The sequence below is a fragment of the Pseudomonas sp. EpS/L25 genome (genome assembly GCF_001512295.1).
Classification (GTDB): Bacteria; Pseudomonadota; Gammaproteobacteria; order Pseudomonadales; family Pseudomonadaceae; genus Chryseomonas.
Window position 1 is genome coordinate 1 of the sequence record NZ_LNUP01000001.1, and the last position, 18,932, is coordinate 18,932.

An 18,932-nucleotide genomic window follows, 5' to 3' on the forward strand; every position below is an offset into this window, starting at 1 on the left:
CTCTATTCGCAGGACGAACTGGATGAAGTGGCTCGGCAGTTAAACGAGCGTCCCAGAAAGACCCTGGGGTACTCGACTCCCGCCGAGTGTTTTAACCACGCTGTTGCGTCGACCGGTTGAATCCACAGTCGGAGACTGCCGTTTGTGAAGTACCCCTACCGACCCATAGCGGGCGCACCTTATGCTCGTGCGGCTATTCGCTCTGCTTGCTGAATAGCCGGCTTAGGAAGAGCCATGCGAAGACTTTCACGGTACTGCTCTGCCGCCGCCTCGTGGGTGACTTCCACAACAGCATCATAATTTTCCCGAATGATTCTCTCGATCTCAGCAATGTCAGCCCGGAAAAATTCTTTACGCCCATTGACCTTGTTGAGCCGGCCTGATGCAAAGTGGTCGTGCAGCTTTGCTTCTAACGCGGGTGCATTATTCGAGAAAACCATGGCATGCACATCGAACCAGAATGGCACAGAGGCGTCACCTAGCTCGTCTACTCGGTCCATAGGTTCCAAACGGCGTGTCATGCCTATCTTGTAAACACCTTCACCGAATGCCCCAAGGTTAGAGATCACATACACATATCCGGCTTTGGCATTCTGCTCGCGATAATCAATGAGCTTTTCCTCGCTCTCTAGCTCGGCTCGACCAGCTTCAATTTCGGCTAGCTTCACTAGTAGCGCTGAACGCTCTTCATCCGATTGTGCTTGCTCAAGACGAGCCTGAAGGTCGCGCATAGCAACCGTAAAGTGCTTCTTCTCCTTAGCAATTTTCTCCCGCGCCGAGCGAATTTCTTGCTCCAGCTTCTGTTGCTCTCGAAGCTCTTCGCGGGCACGTTTTGCCTCTTCCTTTTCTTCTTGTTTCTTAATCTGAAACTCATGGGCAAGATAAAGCTCGTCGAGCTTGAGGTCGAGGTAAATACCAGATATCTCTACACTCATGATCTTGCCGAGCCGATTGCAGGCTTCGAACGATTTGAGGATTCGCTTCTCCCCAAGCTCAACGTTGTCGAATTTTACGTTGGCTACACAAGCATCCGCTTCGTTGTTGAAAGAGCGAATCACCAGCTTGATCATGTCGTTCACAAGTTTTCGGCCTTGCGCCTGGCTATTGTTCACGGTCCATTGCATGTTGCCGGTTGCGGCCTGTGCATTCTTGATCATAACCTTCTGTCGATCGCGGACGCTATCCAGGCGAGCCTTGTACTCTTGGCTAGTGGTTAGCTTAAACCTTGGCTCGTAGAGCGCAAAACTCTCTAGGAGGACTGTCTCCTCCCAGATAAGTATCTGCTCTTGCAGATCAGTGGAGCGCTGGGCAAGCGCTGCCAGCTCCCGTTCTGATCGCTGAGTTTGTTCGCGAACAGCCGCCAGCCTCACCTTCTCTTGCTCAACAAGGTTCTGGACATTTACCACGTCCATGGCACCTATTTGCGTAATGAGCGTCTGCAAGTGCGAATATTTGGCGTGTAGCTCCGCGAGCTGGGCTTCCAGAGCCTCCGCACGCTGCCGGTGTGCTGGGCCTTTCCAATAGTCAATAAAAGGCATGGTGTCCTTCCTCGCTGTTAGTCGGATCGCATATATCAGAAAGCACGAGAGGCGTGTTGTAACACTCTTTAAAGCATCTCGGTGCGAAGCTCAAAAAGAACAAGTTATCGCTCCTCCTCCTTGGTGCGAACAGGTGTAACCAGACTGAAAATATTGCGGGATTACAGCTGAACGGACGTGGCTGAGCCAGAGGTCGCTGCTTGGATATGACCTCGCGTCGCACCTGATACCCCCCACGAGTCAAACCGCCAGCACCTCGCCCAAATGCTCCCCCTCCAACCAACCCCTAATGTCACTCGCCCGCATCGGCTTGGCGAACAGATAACCCTGCGCCCTGGTACAGCCAAGGTTCTTCAGCGCACCCAGCTCTTCCGCGGTTTCCACCCCTTCCACGATGCATTCCAGCTCCATGTCCTGGCACAGGGCGATCAGGGATCTGACGATCTTCAGGCTGGCGGGGTCGAGGTGGAGGTTGGTGACGAAGGTGCGGTCCACCTTGAGTTTGGTCAGGGGTAGGGCGTGGATCTGGCTCAGGCTGGAGTAGCCGGTGCCGAAGTCGTCGAGGGAGATGCCGCAGCCCAGTTCGCGAAAGCGGCTGATGGCGCGCTGGGTCTGGGGCAGGTCCTGGATGGCGGCGGTTTCGGTGATTTCGAGATCCAGGCAGGCTGGGTCGAAGCCGCTGTGCTTGATCAGTTCGACGATCTGCTGGGCGGCGTCTTCCGAGCCACAGTCGTGGGCGGACAGGTTGAAGGCCAGGCGGATACCCGCAGGCCAGCGCGCGGCGGCGTGCAGGGCCTTGTTCAGCAAGGGTAGGGTGAGGCGATTGACCATGCCGACGCGCTCGGCGATGGGGATGAAATCACCGGGTGGCACGTGGCCCAGCTCGGGGCTTTCCCAGCGGGCCAGGGCTTCGAAGGCCACGGTCTGCCTGCTGTGAAGGTCCACGATGGGCTGGAACACCATGTAGAACTCTCGCTCCAGATCGGCACGGCGCAGAGCCTGTTCGGTCAGGCCTGCGCGGTGGAGCTGCTGGCGATGGGCGGCGCTGAACAGGCAGACGGTACCGCGGCGGTGGCGCTTGCTCTGGTAGAGGGCGTAGTCGGCGTATTCGTAGACGTCCGTGGCGGAGGCCGCCTGGTCTGGGAAGGTCGCGATGCCCAGGGAGCCACTGATCTGGATGGGGATGTCCACCAGCAGGAAGGGCTCGCGCAGGCTGGCGCAGAGGGTCTCGCCGAAGGCGCGCAGCTCGTCGTCGCTCAGGGCCTTGGTGATGATCAGGCTGAATTCGTCGCCGCCCAGGCGGGCCAGGTGCACCTCGTCGTCGAGCAGTCCGCTCAGGCGCTGGCCCACCTGATGGAGCAGCCGGTCACCCACGCTATGGCCATAGAGATCGTTGACCGGCTTGAAGCCATCCAGGTCGATCAGCCCCACGGCCAGGCGTGTCTCCTGCTTGCGGGCGCGGGACAGCAGGGTGTCGAGACGGGAAAAGAACTGCCGTCGATTGGCCAGGCCGGTCAGGCTGTCCTGGTTGGCCAGTTTGAGATTTTCCTCGCCGAGTTTGGCGGTGTGCGCCTGCATGTTCACCAGGCGGGTGAAGTCGGTGTATTGCGCCTTGAGAATGATCAGCATGGCGATGGACACCAGCAGGACGTCGATCGCCGTGGCCACGAAGGTGACGATGGTGGTGGAGGCGAAGAACACCACGAAGGCCGTGTTGACCACGGCGGTGGTGGCCAGGGCCGCGGGCAACAGGTGCATCATGCAGAAGATGCAGCCGATGACGGTGATCGCCATATAGAAGGCGACATGCGCCTGGGTGTAGCTGTCGCCATAGGGAAACAGCGCCAGTGACCAGGCAGTGAAGGCCGTGGCTACGATCGGCGCGAGTCCATTGGTGCGCTTCAAGGCCGTCAGCATCTGCGCCGGGCTGCGCGGCCGATGGCGCGTGCGTAGCCATTCCGTCGCACGGATCACGCCGAACACCGTCATGATCAACGGGCAGTAGACCACCAGCCAGCGTGGCGCGACGGCATAGTGGGTACCGGCCAGCATCAGGGTGTTGGTCAGCAGGATGAAGTACATCATGGGCAATTGGCGCGAGAGCGCGAGGTATTGCGCCCTGACCAGGCCAGGGTTGTCCTGGGGCACGGACAGCAGGGCTCGCACGCCGAGCAATAGTTTCTTCATCAGGCGACGCTCTGAAAAAACGACCAGGTAAACAACCGAACGAATCTTCCTTTCCGGCCTGGGCGGAGCAGGGCTAGGCGCTGCGCTTATGGGAGGGTGTCGGCCGATCCGCAGATTTCTGCAGTCTTTGCGACTGGTGGCACTTTGATTTCGTCAGGTCAGTCGGTCGTTGTGGCTACAAGCGGTCGAGCCGCCGCTCAGGCAAAGGCTGATGGGGGGAATCTGGGGCAGTTGGTACTGTGCCGCGGCAGATCCTTGAGTCCGATACCAGGTGCGGGTATGGACCTCCAGGGGCGATCAGCGGCAACTGGGCTCTGGGTGGACTGCTCTTCGGCTTCGTCCGCGTTGGCCGTCCTGGTCGCGATCCATCGCTGGACGCTAACCGACGAGTCGCTGGAGAAGGTCTCCGGCCGCGTCACCGACGACCACGCGGACGGCGAGGATTGGTAGGAGTGATCCTGGGGCTGGTAGAGACAGGCTCTGAAAAGTGCTTGCGTTGGAAATCGGCAGGATCGCCCGCCCGGCCGGGCGGCCAGCGGAATCTGACCCTTCCCAGGCTCTGTACGAAAAGTCGCCGAGCGACGGTCAGGCAAGACGGAAATCGGCGAGGAAGCGGAGTGTACGAGTGGTGAACGAGCGTTCCGACTGAGCTGGCATTCCAGCTGATGTTTGACGCCGCATCACCGAGCGCAGGCATTTTCGTCTAGAGCCTTCGTCCGCGAGCCCGCTGCGCTTCCTCGCTGATTCTCGCCCTGCCTGACCTTCTCCTTGCGACTTTTCAGACAAGCCCTGAGCAGGGACAAACTCGAGCGATGTTGGGCAAAGGCCCAGCAGGGACGTCAGCGCCGCCCCCGAGTGCTACCGCTCACCCTTACCGTGCCCGACTCAGTCGAGTGCCCGCTGCACCAGTGCGGAGTCGACGTACTGCTGCATGCGGATGATCCGCCCGTTGCGCAGCTGGTAGAGATGGGCGAAGTGGGCGGTCAGGGTCTTGCCGGTGGCCTTGATGGCGTCCGCCAAGGCCTGGCCGTCGGGGTAGGTGAAGCCGCCATCGATCAGCAGGGCCTCGCTCGGGCCGGTCAGCAGCACCGGGGCGCGGAAGAAACCGTTCTCCCCGGCGGGGAAGTGGGTCCAGGTCAGGCGGGTGGTCTGGGGGCAGTGGTCATGGGGCGTTTCAGTCGGCGCTCAGCTGGGCGGCCAGGGCTGCCGGTTCGCCGAACAGCACGCTGCTCGGCAGGAGGCGACTGCCCTTGGCGTCTTCTATGACGAGGGTCGGCACGCCCTGGGCGCCGAAGCGCGCCATCTCGCGCCGGGCCGCCGCGAGGCGCGCCTCATAGGCGTCGAGCAATTCGGCATCGGGCGCCAGCACACGGCGGGCGGCTTCGGGGAAGCCGGCGGTGGACAGGACCTCGGCCACCACGGCGAGCAGGGCGTTATCCAGGCCGTCGACGTAGCGGGCCTGTTGCAGGGCTCGCAGGGCCTCGCGTTCGCGCTCCGGCTCGGTCAGGCCCACGGCGACGATGCCAAGGGTCGCCGGCGTCGAGTCGAAGCGGGCGGTGGTCGCCTGGAGCACCTGCCGTTGATAGGCCGTGGAAAACGCCTGCCCGGTGAGACGCTCGATGCGCTGGTCGTTCTGCCAGGCATAGGCGGCGAAGCTCGCATCCATGGGGCGGGCATTCTCGCCGGCGAACAGGCCGGTGGGGGCAAGTTGCAGGGTGACGTCGCTGCGGCGAGCGAGGCGCTCCAAGGCCGGGTTCGCTCCGTAACACCAGCCGCAGAGGGGGTCGAAGAGGTAGGTGATGCGCATGGTGGGTGGCTCCTGAAGAGGTGCAGCCACCTTAGCGAACCGGTACTGTTGGATAAATCCTGTGCAATGCTACAGTCTGTAAGTCATTGGCTTACAATCGAGTGGAGTCGCATGGACGCCGTCAATCTCAACCGACTCGCCTACTTCGCCGCCGTGGTGGACACGGGGTCCTTCACCCGGGCGGCCGAACGGCTCGGCATCACCAAGACCGTCGTCAGCCAGCAGGTGGCCAAGCTCGAAGCGGAGTTGCAGACGGCGCTGCTGATGCGCACGACCCGCCGGGTCGAGCCCACCGAAGCCGGACGGCTGCTGCACGGGCGCAGTGTGAGCATCCTGCGCCAGGCCGAGGACGCCATCGGCGAGGTCACCCGTGCCAGCCTTGAGCCGAGCGGGGTGCTGCGGGTGGCGGCCTCCAACGACTACGGCGCCTTCAGGATCGCACCGCTGGCGGCGGCCTTTGCCCGGCGTTATCCGGCGTGCCAGGTCGAGCTGATCCTGTCTGACACCCGGATCGACTTGGTCGCCAACCAGATCGACCTGTCCATCCGTGTCGGTTGGCTCGAAGACTCCAGCCTGCATGCCCGGCGCCTGGGCGATTTCCGCCAGCTGCTGGTCGCTACCCCGGAGTTGGCCAGGAGCCTGGCCCTCGGCGATCCGGATGAACTGGCGACCGCCCCCTTCATCGCCAACGGCGCCCTCAAGGACCCCCTGACCTGGCGCTTCGCCCGGGGCGCTGCCGAACAGCGCACGCTACGGCTGCGTCCGGTGCTCTCGATCAACGCCACGCCAGCCGTGCTGGCGGCGACGCTGGCGGGTGGCGGGCTGTCGATCCTGCCGGATTTCCTCGTGGCCGACAGGCTCGCGACCGGAGAGCTGGTCACGCTGCTCCCGGCGTGGTCGCTGCCCACGGGAGGCATCCACGCCGTCTATCCCACGGCGCGCTTCCGTCCCTCCAAGGTCACCACCTTCGTCGAGATGCTGGTGGCGGAAGGGCGTATGTCACTGCCGTGACGGCCTTCCGCCGCGCGGAGGTTCAGATGGCGCTGCGGAGGACGCTTAACCCAGCTTGGTCAGGAGAGCATCCGCCGCGGCTTCCGAACTGGCCGGATTCTGGCCGGTGACCAGGTTGCCGTCCTCGAGGACGAATTCGCCCCAGTCCGGGCCCTTCCTGTAGTCGGCGCCGAGGCGCTTGAGCTCGTCCTCCACCAGGAAGGGCACCACGTCGGTGAGCTGCACGCCGGCTTCTTCGCTGTTGCTGAAGCCGGTGACGGTACGGCCCTTGACCAGCGGGGTGCCATCGGCGGCCTTGACGTGGCGCAGCACGCCGGGGGCGTGGCAGACCAGGGCGAAGGGCTTGCCCGCCTGGGCGAAGGCTTCGAGCAGGGCGATGGAGGCGCGGGATTCCGCAAGGTCCCAGAGGGGGCCGTGGCCGCCGGGGTAGAAGAGGCCGTCATAGTCGTCGGCCTGCACCTCGGCCAGCTTGACGGTACTGGCCAGGGCCTTCTGCGCCTCGGGGTCGTTCTTGAAGCGTTCGGTGGACTCGGTCTGGGCGTCGGGAGCGTCGCTCTTGGGGTCCAGGGGCGGTTGGCCACCGGCGGGGGAGGCCAGGGTGATCTGGGCACCGGCGTCCTGGAAGACGTAGTAGGGGGCAGTAAATTCTTCCAGCCAGAAACCGGTTTTCTTGCCGGTGTCGCCGAGCTGGTCGTGGGAGGTCAGGACCATCAGGATCTTCATCGCGCGTTCCTCGAAGTCGAAGGAGTATCTCTAGAGAGACCCCGGGTCCTCGCCGCGAGTGCCCGGCTTCTTCGGCACGCCACAGGAGTAGCGCACAGAAGCAGCCGCCCGACCCGTCGTCCGGGACGACGGGTCGGGCGGCCCAGGCGGTGTCAGCGCGGATCAACCCCAGCCGAGCGTTCCGCCCGGTTCATAGCGCTCGCGGGCCGAGACGGTACCGGCCACGTCGTCGAGGTTGTGGATGCCCACCAGCTGGATCAGGGAGTCCTGGGTGTCGACCTGGCCTTCGGTGCCGGCGTCGCGGAAGACATAGGTGTCCTGGCCGTAGTGGAAGACGGCGGCGTTGACCAGGCCGGTGGTGGACTGGCTCACGGTGTTGAGCGCGGCGAACAGGCTGGTCGCCTTGGTCAGGGTGGCGTCCTGGATGGTGACCACGGCTTTCTCGTCGTATACCGCGAAGCCGAAGGTGATGCTGTCATCGCTGGCCTTGAAGTCGGTGACCGTCACATGATTGGCCGCCAGGGAGCGATTGGCGGCGGCGCTGCTGCTGCCATCGAAGTTGACCAGGTTGGGGTCGACGACGGTGAGGTGATCGCGACCCTCGCCCAGGGTGATGGTGGCCCCGTGACCGAAGCTACCGCTCAGGTTGGCGTTGTGGGCGGCCACGCCTTTGGTGAACAGCAAGTCGACGAAGTCGTTGCCGGAGCCGGCATTGATGGTAACGTCGGCCTGCTGGATGTGGGCGGCGACCTGGTCGTTGTTGGCGCCGCTGTCGACGGTGATGGCCTTGACCCGGGAGTTGGCGAGCGAGGCGACGCTGTCCAGCTCCGGGGCGGCGATGGTGCTGACGCTCACCAGATCCTTGCCGCTGCCGGTGGTCACGCTCTTGAGGAAGGCACTCTGGCTGGCATAGCTGACGTCGTGGGTGTAGTCGTTGATGAAGTCGATGGACAGGCCGACGGTGGACTTGGAGCCGTCGAAGGTCTGCAGGCCATCGAAGTTGTCCAGGGTGATGAGGTCACCTTCGTGGAATTGGTTGTCCGCGGTGTCGGTAAGGCTGACGGTGAGCTTGCTGATGCTCGAGTCGAGGGTCTGGTCGCTGGCGGTGGCGCCGCGGGTATGGCCGTCGAGGCGGGTGAGCTGGTGCTCGAAGTGGCCGGTCAGGTTGAGTTCGGTCAGGGTCGAGCCGGCGGTGTAGTGCGGACCCTGGGCATCGAAGGTCTTGGCGAAGCCGACGTATTCGGGGGTGGCATTGATGTCGAGGGTAAGACTGGGCTTGCTCTGGAAGGCGTAGTAGGTGACGCCATCGAAGGTGCCGGCAGGCTGGGCGGGCGTGGCGGCCAGGGGAGCCCTGGCGAACGTCGGGGCGGCAGCGAGGGTTTGGGCGAAGAGGGGGTGATCGGAGTCCAGCGCGTATTTCTTGTAGGTCATGACAGTCATCCTTAATGCATGCAGGCCGAGCGCTCGCTGGACGGGCTCGCACACCGCGAGGCGTCTTGGCAGCCGAACGTCGCGCTGACATTGCCTACCTTTGCACAGGCCCACCGCGAACCATTCCGCAATTTCATCGGGCCACTAGTGGCACGCCGCCCAACGGTCGTTTGCTAAAAGTTCAGCAGGGCGCTGGCGAATACGACGAAGAGCGCGACCACCAGGGGCGACCCCTTCGTGCTCAGCAGCAGCGCCAGGGCGATCATGGCCAGCAGCGGATCGGCGAGACCGTGGATGGCACCGGTCCAGACCGGATCGTAGAGAGCGGCGAGCAGCAGGCCGACGACGCCGGCGTTGAGTCCGGCGAGGGCGCGCTGCCAGCCTTGGTGCCGGCGCAGGGTCTGCCAGAACGGCAGGGCGGCCAGCAGGACGAGGGCGCCGGGCAGGAAGATCAGTGCCGTCCAGACCAGGCCGTTCAGCCAGGAGGGCAGCGCGCTGGGGGTCAGGGCGCCGAGGTAGGCGGCGAAGGTGAACAGCGGGCCGGGCACCGCCTGGGCGAGGCCGTAGCCGGCCAGCACCTGGGCATCGCTGACCAGGCCATTGGGCACCACCACTGCCTGCAGCAGCGGCAGCACCACGTGGCCGCCACCGAACACCAGGGCGCCGGCGCGGTAGACGCCTTCTGCCAGGGAGAGCCCAGGCGTGTCGGTGAGCGCCGTCCACAGCGGCAGAAGCGCCAGCGGCAGCGCGAAGAGCACCAGAGCCAGGCCACCATGGCGGCGGGACAGGCCAGGGTCCTGGCCCAGGCCCGGCGGGGTGGTCGGCGCCGCCAGCAGGAAGCGCCCGACCAGGGCGGCCAGGGCCAGCCCCAGCAGCTGTCCTGCCACCCCGGGCAGCCCGAGCATCAGGCCGGCGACCATCAGCGCCAGGGTGCGGCGCCGGGCATCCGGGCACAGCGACCGCCCCATACTCCATACCGCCTGGGCCACCACCGCCACGGCGAACACCTTGAGGCCGTGGACGACGCCCGAGTCGGCCAGCTGTGGATACCGCGCCAGCCCCAGGGCGCAGCCGATCAGCAGCAGCGCGGAGGGCAGGGTGAAGCCGAGCCAGGCTGCCAGCACTCCCCAGCCCCCGGCGCGGCCCAGGCCCAGGGCCATGCCGACCTGGCTGCTGGTGGGGCCGGGCAACAGCTGGCAGAGGGCGACCAGCTCGGCGTAGGCCGTCTCGTCCAGCCAGCGGCGGCGGACGACGAAGGCTTGGCGGAAGTAGCCGAGGTGGGCGATGGGGCCACCGAAGCTGGTGCAGCCCAGGCGCAGGAAGATCAGGAAGACCTGCCAGGGACTGTCGTGGTCGCGAGGGGCCTGCTGCATGGCGGCCCGGCTCAGCTATGCGGCGTCACGGGAGGTACCACCCCTTCGCCGTCTTCCTTGACGAAGGGGCCGCGCTGCGGATCGGGCAGGATCTCCAGCACCCGCTCCGAAGGACGGCAGAGTCGGGTGCCCAAGGGCGTCACCACGATGGGTCTATTGATCAGGATGGGATGGCGCAGCATGGCGGCGATCAGCTCGGCATCGCTCAGGTGCGGATCGTCCAGCCCCAGCTCGGCATAGGGCGTGCCCTTCTGCCGCAGCAGGTCGCGCAGCGGAATGCCCAGGGCGTCGATCAGCCGTTCCAGTTGTGCCTGGTCGGGCGGGGTCTCCAGGTAGTGGATGACCTCCGGCTCGACGCCGCTGTTGCGGATCAGGCCCAGCACGTTGCGCGAGGTGCCGCAGGCGGGGTTGTGGTAGATCGTGATGGCGCTGGTCATGACCGGTCTCGACGAGAGGAGGGGGCTCCGCCTTCGTACCAGGCGCGCGAGCCGTTCACCAGACGCACGACCAGCAGCATCAGCGGTACCTCGATGAGGACGCCCACCACGGTAGCCAGGGCGGCGCCGGAGTGGAAGCCGAACAGGCTGATGGCGGCGGCCACGGCCAGTTCGAAGAAGTTGCTGGCGCCGATCAGCGCCGAGGGGCAGGCGACGCTGTGCGCCTCGCCCACCAGCCGATTCAGCCAGTAGGCCAGCGCCGAATTGAACAGCACCTGGATCAGGATGGGCACCGCCAGCAGGGCGATGACCAGCGGCTGGGCCAGGATGGCCTCGCCCTGGAAGGCGAACAGCAGCACCAGGGTGGCCAGCAGCGCCGCCATGGAAAGCGGGCCCAGGCGCGCCAGGGTGCGCTCGAAGGTGGCCTGGCCCCGGCGCAGCAGGGCGCGGCGCCAGAGCTGGGCGAGGATCACCGGCAGCACCAGGTAGAGGACCACCGAGAGCAGCAGGGTGGCCCAGGGTACCGCGATCGACGACAGCCCCAGCAGCAGGCCGACGATGGGGGCGAAGGCGAACACCATGAGGGTGTCGTTCAGGGCGACCTGGGACAGGGTGAACAGCGGGTCGCCCTGGGTGAGCCGGCTCCAGACGAAGACCATGGCGGTGCAGGGCGCCGCCGCCAGCAGGATGAGGCCGGCGATGTAGCTGTCCAGTTGGTCCGCCGGCAGCCAGGCGGCGAAGAGCTGGCGCACGAACAGCCAGGCCAGCAGCGCCATGGAGAAGGGCTTGACCGCCCAGTTGACGAAGAGGGTGACGCCGATCCCGCGCCAGTGCCGGCGGACCTGGCCCAAGGCGCCGAAGTCCACCTTGAGCAGCATGGGCACGATCATGATCCAGATCAGCAGCCCGACCGGCAGGTTGACCTGGGCCACTTCGAGCCGACCGACGGTGCGGAAGAGGCCTGGCGCCAACTGCCCGAGGGCGATGCCGGCCAGGATGCAGAGCGCGACCCAGAGGCTGAGGTAGCGCTCGAAGGTATTCAGGTGGGGAGCTGCCGGTGGGCAGGCGGACGGACTGTTCATGATGGGCCTGGCGGTGGAATGGGTCGGCAGCGGTCGAAGGGGATCAGCAGCAACGCGCGGCGTCGCTGACCGCGCAGTTGGCGCCGGCGCAGCAATGTTCGGTGAGATAGCCGAGCAGCGCGTTCATCTGGTCATAGGCCGCGCGATAGATCAGGTTGCGCCCCTGTTGCTCCACGCTGACGAGACCGGCCGTGGCCAGCTCCTTGAGGTGGAAGGACAGGTTGCTGCGGGCGACCCCGAGCTGGTCGGCCAACTGGCTGGGTGTGAGGCCATCCGCTCCGGCGACCACCAGGGCGCGAAAGACCCGCAGGCGCTGGGTGTGGGCGAGGGCGGCGAGGGCGGCGAGGGCGGATACGGCGAGGGCTTCGTGCATGATTCGATAATACAAGGATCGTTGAATCATAGAAAGATACCGCACCGTTGCTTCCCGGTCGAGCCCCGCTCAGCTGCGCAGCTGCCGCAACGCCTCCAGCACCTGCTGCAGGGCACGGCTCAGGGGTTTGTCGCGGCGCAGTACCAGGGCGAGGGTGCGGGTCAGCGGCGGTGCCACGGGCTGGACGCGCAGGCCGTGGCGATGATGCTCGGTGGCCACGGCGATGCCCGGCACCAGGCTGTAGCCGAGGCCGGCGGCCACCAGTTCCTTGAGCGCCTCGATGCTGCCCAGCTCCATCACCGGGCGGCTGGCCTGGCCGGCGCGGCGGAACCAGTCATCGATCAATAAGCGGGTGCTGCTGCCGGTCTCGAAGGCCAGCAGCGGCGTCTCGGCCAGGTCCTGCGGGGCGAGGGGGCGCTGCGGCAGGGGGCTGGCCGGTGGCAGCAGGGCGACGAAGACGTCGTCCAGCAGCGACTCCACCTGGAGGTTGCGGCCGCTGGCGGGCAGGGTGACCAGGCCCAGGTCGAGGCGGTTGTCCTCCACCGCGCGCAGCACGTCCAGGGTATTGCCGGTGCTGACGCGCACGTCCAGCTGGGGAAAGCGCTGGCGCAACTGGCCCAGCAGTGGCGGCAATAGATGGATGCAGGCGGTGGCCCCGGTGCCGATGGCGACCCGTCCGGTGATGGTCTCGCCGTGGCTGGCCAGGGCCTGCAGCGCCTGGTCCACGGTGCCCTGGATGCGCTCGGCATGGTCCAGCAGGATGGTACCGGCGGCGGTGGGCTTGAGGCTGCGGCCGAGACGCTCCAGCAGCTTGAGGCCAAGCCGTCGTTCCAGCTGGCGGATCTGCAGGCTCACCGCCGGCTGGCTCAGCCCCAGGCGATCGGCCGCGGCGGAAAAGCTGCCGGTGGCGACCACCTGGACGAAGGTTTGCAACTGAGTGAGATTGAGCTCGGCCATGCCAAGGTTTTCACTTATACGAGGGATAACGGAGCATAGCTTTATCTTTGGCTGCTCGTCCCGGCATGATCGCCTCTTCGACTCCCTGGATGGACAACCTTCGTGAACACCGCTCTGCAACTGCGCGACGCCACCCCCGCCGATCTCCCCGCCATCCAGGCCATCTACGCCCCCCACGTGCTGCACGGCTCGGCGAGCTTCGAGGTGGAGCCGCCCGACGCGGCGGAACTGGGCCGGCGCCTGGCCACCGTGCGCGCGGCCGGGTTGCCCTACCGGGTGGCGGTGCTGGACGGCGAGGTGGTGGGCTATGCCTATGCCACGCTCTATCGACCGCGCCCGGCCTATCGCCACACGGCGGAAGATTCGGTGTACGTGCGTGACGGCCTGGGTGGGCAGGGCATCGGCCAGAGATTGCTGGCGCAGGTGATCGAAGGCTGCACGGCAGCGGGCTTTCGGCAGTTGGTGGCGGTGATCGGCGACAGCGCCAACCAGGCGTCCATCGCCTTGCACCGCCGCCTCGGCTTTCGCGCGGTGGGCACCTTCGAGGCGGTGGGCTTCAAGCACGGCCGCTGGCTCGATTCGGTGCTGATGCAGCTCAGCCTGGGCGAGGGTGATCGCACGCCGGGCCGCCGCTGATGACGCCGATGCCGAGCGACCGCGCCATCTGGCAGCTGGGCCTGATGCAGCTGCTGGCCTGGGGGCTGGCCTTCTACCTGCCAGGCGTGTACGGACCGGCGATGGTGGCGGGGCTGGGTTGGGACGCGCGCTGGGTCTACGGTGGCTTCTCCCTGGCGATGCTGACCATGGGCTTGGTCTCGCCTTTCAGTGGTGCACTGATCGAGCGGTTGGGGGGGTGCCGGACCCTGCAGCTCGGCCTGGTGCTGGATGCCCTGGGCTGCCTGGGGCTGGCCGCCGCGCACTCGGCGCCGCTCTTCTATCTGGCCTGGGTGGTCCTGGGCGTGGGCATGCGGCTGTCGCTCTACGACGCCGCCTTCGCCACCCTGGCGCGGTTGGCCGGTGAGCGCTCACGGGCAGTGATGGTACGCATCACCCTGCTCGGTGGCCTGGCCTCGGCGGTGTTCTGGCCACTGAGGCACTGGCTGCTGGAGACCCTGGGTTGGCGTCTGGGGCTGGTGGTCTACGCCGGTATCGCCCTGGCTGGTTTGGTGCTCCTGCTGCCGCTGCCCAATGTGCGCGGGCGACTGCCCAGTGCCGCGCTGCCCGCGTTGACGGGCGACGCCTCGCCACGCTTGGCGGGGGTGCTGTTCGCCACGGGTATGGCGCTGATCGGTTTCCTGTCGGCGGGCTTGTCGGCCCATCTGCCGGCGCTGCTGGCCGAGCGCGGCGTGCCGGTGGGGGTGGCGGCGCTCTGGGGCATCGGCCAGGTCTGCGCGCGGCTGGCGGAGCTGGCCTCCGGGCAGCGGCTGGCGGCGCGTCAACTCAATCTGCTGCTGGGCCTGGGATTGCCGCTCAGCTTCGCCCTGGCCCTGGCGAGCGAAGGCCATCTCGGCCTCACTGCCGGTTTCGTCTTTCTCTACGGCGCCCTCAATGGCCTGGTGGCGGTGCTGCGCGCCAGCTTGCCGCTGGAGTTGTTCGACCGGGCCCTCTATGCCCGGCTGACCGGCAAGCTCCTGGCGCCGAGCTTCCTGCTCTCGGCGGCGGCGCCCTGGTGCTACGCCCTGGCCCGGGAACACTGGGGCGCCCCCGGCCTGCTCGCCTTGTGCCTGCTGGTCAGCCTGGGGGTGACCCTGGCGGCCGTGGGACTGCTGGGACGACGGCACGCGGTGGTGGGCTAGCGACACCAGTCGGGGCGCTGGTCCTCGATCAGCGACAGCGCCGCCTGCCAGGCCAGGTCGATCAGGCCCTCGGCGCCATCGGCCTGGAATTGCGCGGCGGTGTGCCGGCAGACGGCTTCGCTGGGATGGTGCAGCGGCACCCCGCCGGCCAGGGCCTGGACCTGGGCCTGGCAGGCGCGCTCCAGGAAATAGATCTCGTGGAAGGCTTCCGCCGGGGTGGCGCCGCCCACCAGCAGGCCGTGATTGCGCAGGATCATCGCCTTGTGCGGGCCCAGATCGGCGACCAGTCGGGCGCGTTCGTCCAGCGACAGGGCGATGCCCTCGTAGGTGTGGTAGGCCAGGTGGCCATAGAACTTCAGGGCATGCTGGGTGAGCGGCAGCAGGCCGTCGCGCTGGGCGGCCACCGCCATGCCGGCCGCGGTGTGGGTGTGGATCACGCAGTGCAGGTCCGGGCGGGCGGCGTGGATCGCCGAGTGGATGACGAAGCCGGCGACGTTGACCAACTGGTCGCCGAAGGGCCCGGGCTGCGCCTGGCCATCCAGGTCGATCAGCACCAGGTCGCTGGCGGTCATGCGTTCGAAGGGCACCCCGTATCTGTTGATCAGGAAGAGGTCGCTCGTCCCCGGCAGGCGCAGGGTGATGTGGGTGTCGATCAGGTCGGTCATGCGGTAGTGGGCGATCAGCCGGTACAGCGCGGCCAGTTCGCAGCGCGCCTGCCATTCGCCAGGATGCAGGTCGGCAGTGCTCATGTCGTGATTTCCTCGGCGACGGGGGTGGCGGCGGGGGCGGTCAGGCCCATGAACTGGCGGATGCGCGGATCGCAGTGGCCCTGACGGATCGCCTCGGGCGTGGCGTCGGTGTGGATCACGCCGTTTTCCATGAAGATCACCCGGTCGGCGATGGACAGGGCGAAGTCCATCTCGTGGGTGACGATCAGTAGGGTCATGCCTTCGTCGGCCAGGGTGCGGATCACCTTGAGCACCTCGCCCACCAGCTCCGGGTCCAGGGCCGAGGTGGGTTCGTCGAACAGCATGATGTCCGGCGCCATGGCCAGGGCGCGGGCGATGGCGACCCGCTGCTGCTGGCCGCCGGAGAGCTGGTGCGGATACTTGTGGGCATGGGCCAGCAGGCCGACCTTGTCCAGCAGCGCCAGGGCGCGCTGGCGTAGTTCGCCCGCCTGGGCGTCGCGCTGCTGGCGTGGCGCCAGGGTGACGTTGCCCAGCAGGGTCAGGTGTGGAAAGAGGTTGAAGCCCTGGAACACCATGCCCAGGTGCCGCAGCCCTTCGCGCAGCCGCCGCCGGGGCGTGCGCTCGCCGGCGCGGATGAAGCCTTCGCCGAACAGCAGGATCTCGCCGTCATCCAGGCTTTCCAGGCCGTTGAGGGTGCGGATCAGCGAGGTCTTGCCCGAGCCCGAGGGGCCGATCAGTGCCAGCACCTCGCCCCGGCCGACCTTGAGGTCGATGCCCTTGAGCACCTCCTGGGCACCGTAGCGCTTGCGCACGCCGCGCAGCTCCAGCACCGGCGGATCGCCCGGGCGGGGGGCGGGGAAGCGTGGGCCGGCATCCTTGGGCAGGCCGGCCCTCAGGGCGGCTTCGGCGGGGCCGTCGAGGGTACCCGGGCGGCGCCGGCCGAGGTCCAGGTAGCGTTCCAGCGCCTGCAGCAGCCAGCCGAACAGGGTGACGATGAGCACGTAGTAGACGGCCACCGCGGCCAGGGTCTCCAGCACCAGGAAGTTGGCGGCATAGAGTTGCTGGCCGACCTTGAGGATCTCGGTCAGGGAGATCACCGAGATCAGCGAGGTCAGCTTGACCACGGTGATGTATTCGTTGATCAGGGTGGGCAGGGCGATGCGCAGGGCCTGGGGGATGACGATCAACCGCTGGATGTTCAGCGTCCCCAGGGTCAGGGCGCGCCCGGCTTCACGTTGGCCCTTGGCCACCGCCAGCAGGCCGCCGCGATGGATCTCGGCCATGTAGGCGGTTTCGGTGAGCACCAGCGCCAGCAGCCCGGAAATGAAGGGATTCGACAGCAGCGGGCCGCTCATGGGCAGCAGCTGTGGCAGGTTGTAGACGAACACCACCAGCACCAGCAGGGGCACGCTGCGGAAGAACCAGATGTAGCCGCCCAGGGGCCAGCGTAGCCAGGCCGGTCCGTGCAGCCGCGCCGAGGCTACCAGGAAGCCCAGCGCCAGCCCGATCAGCCAGGCCAGGCCGCTGAGCTGGACCACGGTGACGCAGGCCTTCCAGAAGGCCGGCAGGGAGAACAGCGAGAAGAAGTAGGGCCAATCGAATTGCATGGGGATCACCAGGCGTCGTCGCCACGGCGGAGGCCGTGGCGGCTCGGCTCCTCGCTCAGTTCGCCGGGGCGTCTTCCAGGTTGTACTTCTTCAGCAGCGCCGCGTAGTCGCCGGAGGCCCGGACCTTGGCGAAGGCGTCCTCGAGGGCCTGCTTCAGGGCCTCGTTGTCCTTGCGCAGGTAGATGCCGAGGGTCTCCTTGTACACCAGTTCCGGCGAGGTGATGCGCACCCGGCCGCGGGAGCGCTCGACGATCTGGCTGGCGGCGCCGCCGATCTCCATCTGGGCGTCCACGTTGCCGGCCAGCATGGCCTGGGTGGCTTCCGGCGCCGAGGGGAACTCGCTCACGGCGATGGCGCCCTTGCCCTGGGGCACGCAGGTGTCGGCGGAAAGCTTCTGCAGCTTGGCGACCCAGGTGGTGCCACGCTGCAGGCCTACCTTCAGGCCGCAGAGATCTTCCGGCACCTTGGGCGCCTGGGCGCCACCAGCCTTGGTCATGATGGCCGCGCCGGTCCGCGCATAGGGGATGGCGAGGGCCTGGGCGGTGCGCTCCGGGGTGATGTACATGCCGGAGATCACGGTGTCGAAGTGGTTGGACTTCAGGCCCAGGATCAGCCCGGCGAACTCGGTGTTGACGAAGTCGGCCTTGAGTCCCAGCTGCTTGGCCAGGTCGGTGGCGAAGTCCGGATCGGAGCCCACCACCTTGTCGCCGTCGAAGGATTCGAAGGGTGGGTAGGTGATGTCCATGCCGACCTTCAGCACGCCGGGGGTGACGGTCTTGACCTCGGCCTGGGCCGCGCAGGCCAGGCTGCCCAACAGGATGACGCTCAGGGATTTGCGCAGGATGTTCATGGGATGCTCCGGGGGTTGTCGTTATGGTCAGGCGTGGTTTTTCAAATGGCCGAAACTGGACGTCTTGCGCGCGTGCTCCGGCAGGGCCAGCTCGCCGGCGGCGACCTTGGCGCGCAGGTAGCGGTAGGTCTGCAGCGCCTGGCTCCACATGTGCTCGCCGATGGCCAGGGCCTCGTAGCCCTCGGCCCCCGCGGCGAACCGGGGTAGCGGCGCGATGCGGGTGTGGTAGTCGCAGGCATAGAACAGCGGGAAGGAGTAGCGCTCGGCCTTGACCTTGCGCACCCGGTGCGCGGTGGCGACGAAGGCGCCGGCGGTCATCACCTCCAGCATGTCGCCGATGTTCACCACCAGGGCGCCGTCCAGCGGCGGGGCGTCGATCCACTGGCCGGCTTCGTTCATCACCTCCAGGCCCGGCTGGTCGGCCAGCAGGATGGTGAAGCACTCGTAGTCGGTGTGGGCGCCGATGCCGGGGGCATCCTCGGCGCTGGCGTCGAAGGGGTAGTGGATCAGCCGCAGCTTGGACGGTGGCCGGCTGACCAGGGGGTCGAAGGTATCTTCCGGCAGGTCCAGCGCCAGGGCGAAGCCGCGGAACAGCTGGCGGCCGAGGGCGAAGGCCGCCGCGTAGTAGGCCTGGACCCGCTGGCGGAAGCCCGGCAGGGTCGGCCAGGCGTTGGGGCCCAGCAGCGGGGTGCCGGCCAGTACCAGGGGATCGTCCGCCGCCACCTCGAAGCCGACGTCGAAGGCTTCCTTGTGATCGGGCTTGCCGGTGCCATAGATCTCCTCGCCTTCGGGCACGAAGCCTTTGTGCGAGGCCGAACTGCCGATGTAGTGGTCCATCTTGGCCGCCAGCGGCTGGGCGAAGTAGTCCCGCGCCGCCTGGCGCAGGCCGTGGATCAGCGCCGGGTCGAGGCCGTGGTTGCGGATGTAGAGAAAGCCCACCTCGCGGGCGGCCTGGCCCAGTTCGGCGGCGACGGCCTGACGCTCGGCCAGGTCAGGGCTGAACAGGCCGGCGATGTCCACCACGGGGATGGTCTGGAAGGCGGCGTCTTGGACGTCTGGCATGGCGGGCTC

At 66.7% G+C, this 18,932-nt stretch carries 18 protein-coding genes and 1 pseudogene; 4 read left to right on the forward strand and 15 right to left on the reverse strand.

What is annotated here, in order from left to right; genetic code table 11:
- Positions 1-120 (forward strand): annotated as a pseudogene (locus AR540_RS26240) (IS30 family transposase); the annotation flags it as partial.
- Between the two features lie 59 nt (positions 121-179).
- On the opposite strand, the gene AR540_RS00005 reads toward AR540_RS26240, so the two are convergent.
- The 4 genes from AR540_RS00005 to AR540_RS00020 form a co-directional block, all read right to left on the reverse strand.
- Positions 180-1,538, reverse strand: coding sequence for a DUF4041 domain-containing protein (locus AR540_RS00005; protein ID WP_059225815.1), 1,359 nt, complete (start codon positions 1,536-1,538; stop codon positions 180-182).
- A 240-nt stretch (positions 1,539-1,778) separates the two neighbouring features.
- Positions 1,779-3,725: a putative bifunctional diguanylate cyclase/phosphodiesterase gene (locus AR540_RS00010; protein WP_059225816.1), complete on the reverse strand. Its 1,947-nt coding sequence runs from the start codon at positions 3,723-3,725 to the stop codon at positions 1,779-1,781.
- Positions 3,726-4,610: 885 nt separating this feature from the next.
- Entirely contained in the window at positions 4,611-4,814 is a 204-nt protein-coding gene (locus AR540_RS25830; RefSeq protein ID WP_059225817.1) for a nuclear transport factor 2 family protein, read from the reverse strand.
- An 85-nt stretch (positions 4,815-4,899) separates the two neighbouring features.
- Positions 4,900-5,532 carry a DsbA family protein gene (locus AR540_RS00020; protein WP_059225818.1) on the reverse strand — a complete coding sequence of 211 codons (633 nt, stop codon included), beginning with the start codon at positions 5,530-5,532 and terminating at the stop codon, positions 4,900-4,902.
- Positions 5,533-5,643: 111 nt separating this feature from the next.
- Here AR540_RS00020 and AR540_RS00025 point away from each other — a divergent pair, with 111 nt between their 5' ends.
- Complete coding sequence (locus tag AR540_RS00025; RefSeq protein ID WP_059225819.1) at positions 5,644-6,543, forward strand: LysR family transcriptional regulator; 900 nt, start codon at positions 5,644-5,646, stop codon at positions 6,541-6,543.
- A gap of 45 nt (positions 6,544-6,588) precedes the next feature.
- Here AR540_RS00025 and AR540_RS00030 read toward each other — a convergent pair whose 3' ends face one another.
- From AR540_RS00030 to AR540_RS00060, 7 genes are all read right to left on the reverse strand, one after another.
- Positions 6,589-7,266: a type 1 glutamine amidotransferase domain-containing protein gene (locus AR540_RS00030; RefSeq protein ID WP_059225820.1), complete on the reverse strand. Its 678-nt coding sequence runs from the start codon at positions 7,264-7,266 to the stop codon at positions 6,589-6,591.
- 162 nt (positions 7,267-7,428) lie between these two features.
- The gene (locus tag AR540_RS00035) at positions 7,429-8,697 is read right to left on the reverse strand and encodes a hypothetical protein (RefSeq protein WP_059225821.1); all 1,269 of its coding nucleotides are present in this window, start codon (positions 8,695-8,697) and stop codon (positions 7,429-7,431) included.
- A gap of 173 nt (positions 8,698-8,870) precedes the next feature.
- Positions 8,871-10,070 (reverse strand): chromate efflux transporter, encoded by a 1,200-nt coding sequence (chrA, locus tag AR540_RS00040; RefSeq protein ID WP_059225822.1) that lies wholly within the window; start codon positions 10,068-10,070, stop codon positions 8,871-8,873.
- A gap of 11 nt (positions 10,071-10,081) precedes the next feature.
- Positions 10,082-10,507, reverse strand: coding sequence for an arsenate reductase (glutaredoxin) (arsC, locus tag AR540_RS00045; protein WP_059225823.1), 426 nt, complete (start codon positions 10,505-10,507; stop codon positions 10,082-10,084).
- Positions 10,504-11,589, reverse strand: a complete 1,086-nt coding sequence (gene arsB / locus AR540_RS00050; protein ID WP_177339172.1) for an ACR3 family arsenite efflux transporter — start codon at positions 11,587-11,589, stop codon at positions 10,504-10,506. The genes arsC and arsB overlap by 4 nt, the downstream gene beginning before the upstream one ends.
- A 43-nt stretch (positions 11,590-11,632) precedes the next feature.
- On the reverse strand, positions 11,633-11,962 hold the full coding sequence (locus tag AR540_RS00055) for an ArsR/SmtB family transcription factor (protein WP_059225824.1): 330 nt from the start codon (positions 11,960-11,962) through the stop codon (positions 11,633-11,635).
- 69 nt (positions 11,963-12,031) lie between these two features.
- A complete protein-coding gene (locus tag AR540_RS00060; RefSeq protein WP_059225825.1) occupies positions 12,032-12,919 on the reverse strand; it encodes a LysR family transcriptional regulator in 888 nt (295 codons plus the stop codon).
- Between the two features lie 102 nt (positions 12,920-13,021).
- Here AR540_RS00060 and AR540_RS00065 point away from each other — a divergent pair, with 102 nt between their 5' ends.
- Together AR540_RS00065 and AR540_RS00070 are read left to right on the forward strand one after the other, a co-directional pair.
- Positions 13,022-13,555 (forward strand): GNAT family N-acetyltransferase, encoded by a 534-nt coding sequence (locus AR540_RS00065; protein ID WP_059225826.1) that lies wholly within the window; start codon positions 13,022-13,024, stop codon positions 13,553-13,555.
- Complete coding sequence (locus AR540_RS00070) at positions 13,555-14,715, forward strand: MFS transporter (RefSeq protein ID WP_059225827.1); 1,161 nt, start codon at positions 13,555-13,557, stop codon at positions 14,713-14,715. The genes AR540_RS00065 and AR540_RS00070 overlap by 1 nt, the downstream gene beginning before the upstream one ends.
- On the opposite strand, the gene AR540_RS00075 is transcribed toward AR540_RS00070, so the two are convergent.
- Genes AR540_RS00075 through AR540_RS00090 form a run of 4 tightly spaced genes read right to left on the reverse strand, consistent with a single transcriptional unit; the run spans position 14,712 to position 18,923 of the window.
- Positions 14,712-15,464 carry a class II aldolase/adducin family protein gene (locus AR540_RS00075; RefSeq protein WP_059225828.1) on the reverse strand — a complete coding sequence of 251 codons (753 nt, stop codon included), beginning with the start codon at positions 15,462-15,464 and terminating at the stop codon, positions 14,712-14,714. The two genes, AR540_RS00070 and AR540_RS00075, sit on opposite strands and share 4 nt — an antisense overlap.
- Positions 15,461-17,011 (reverse strand): amino acid ABC transporter permease/ATP-binding protein, encoded by a 1,551-nt coding sequence (locus AR540_RS00080; protein ID WP_059225829.1) that lies wholly within the window; start codon positions 17,009-17,011, stop codon positions 15,461-15,463. The genes AR540_RS00075 and AR540_RS00080 overlap by 4 nt, the downstream gene beginning before the upstream one ends.
- Before the next feature lie 55 nt (positions 17,012-17,066).
- Positions 17,067-17,861 carry an ABC transporter substrate-binding protein gene (locus AR540_RS00085; protein WP_059225830.1) on the reverse strand — a complete coding sequence of 265 codons (795 nt, stop codon included), beginning with the start codon at positions 17,859-17,861 and terminating at the stop codon, positions 17,067-17,069.
- A 27-nt stretch (positions 17,862-17,888) separates the two neighbouring features.
- A complete protein-coding gene (locus tag AR540_RS00090) occupies positions 17,889-18,923 on the reverse strand; it encodes an isopenicillin N synthase family dioxygenase (protein ID WP_059225831.1) in 1,035 nt (344 codons plus the stop codon).
- Positions 18,924-18,932: the final 9 nt, after the last annotated feature.

Coding starts and splice junctions, on each gene's coding strand:
- AR540_RS00085 (WP_059225830.1), bottom strand. CDS start 17,861: ATGAACATCCTGCGCAAATCCCTGAGCGTCATCCTGTTGGGCAGCCTG.
- AR540_RS00030 (WP_059225820.1), bottom strand. CDS start 7,266: ATGAAGATCCTGATGGTCCTGACCTCCCACGACCAGCTCGGCGACACC.
- AR540_RS00075 (WP_059225828.1), bottom strand. CDS start 15,464: ATGAGCACTGCCGACCTGCATCCTGGCGAATGGCAGGCGCGCTGCGAA.
- AR540_RS00025 (WP_059225819.1), top strand. CDS start 5,644: ATGGACGCCGTCAATCTCAACCGACTCGCCTACTTCGCCGCCGTGGTG.
- AR540_RS00070 (WP_059225827.1), top strand. CDS start 13,555: ATGACGCCGATGCCGAGCGACCGCGCCATCTGGCAGCTGGGCCTGATG.
- arsC (WP_059225823.1), bottom strand. CDS start 10,507: ATGACCAGCGCCATCACGATCTACCACAACCCCGCCTGCGGCACCTCG.
- arsB (WP_177339172.1), bottom strand. CDS start 11,589: ATGAACAGTCCGTCCGCCTGCCCACCGGCAGCTCCCCACCTGAATACC.
- AR540_RS00055 (WP_059225824.1), bottom strand. CDS start 11,962: ATGCACGAAGCCCTCGCCGTATCCGCCCTCGCCGCCCTCGCCGCCCTC.
- AR540_RS00080 (WP_059225829.1), bottom strand. CDS start 17,011: ATGCAATTCGATTGGCCCTACTTCTTCTCGCTGTTCTCCCTGCCGGCC.
- AR540_RS00010 (WP_059225816.1), bottom strand. CDS start 3,725: ATGAAGAAACTATTGCTCGGCGTGCGAGCCCTGCTGTCCGTGCCCCAG.
- AR540_RS00090 (WP_059225831.1), bottom strand. CDS start 18,923: ATGCCAGACGTCCAAGACGCCGCCTTCCAGACCATCCCCGTGGTGGAC.
- AR540_RS00005 (WP_059225815.1), bottom strand. CDS start 1,538: ATGCCTTTTATTGACTATTGGAAAGGCCCAGCACACCGGCAGCGTGCG.
- AR540_RS00060 (WP_059225825.1), bottom strand. CDS start 12,919: ATGGCCGAGCTCAATCTCACTCAGTTGCAAACCTTCGTCCAGGTGGTC.
- chrA (WP_059225822.1), bottom strand. CDS start 10,070: ATGCAGCAGGCCCCTCGCGACCACGACAGTCCCTGGCAGGTCTTCCTG.
- AR540_RS00020 (WP_059225818.1), bottom strand. CDS start 5,532: ATGCGCATCACCTACCTCTTCGACCCCCTCTGCGGCTGGTGTTACGGA.
- AR540_RS00035 (WP_059225821.1), bottom strand. CDS start 8,697: ATGACCTACAAGAAATACGCGCTGGACTCCGATCACCCCCTCTTCGCC.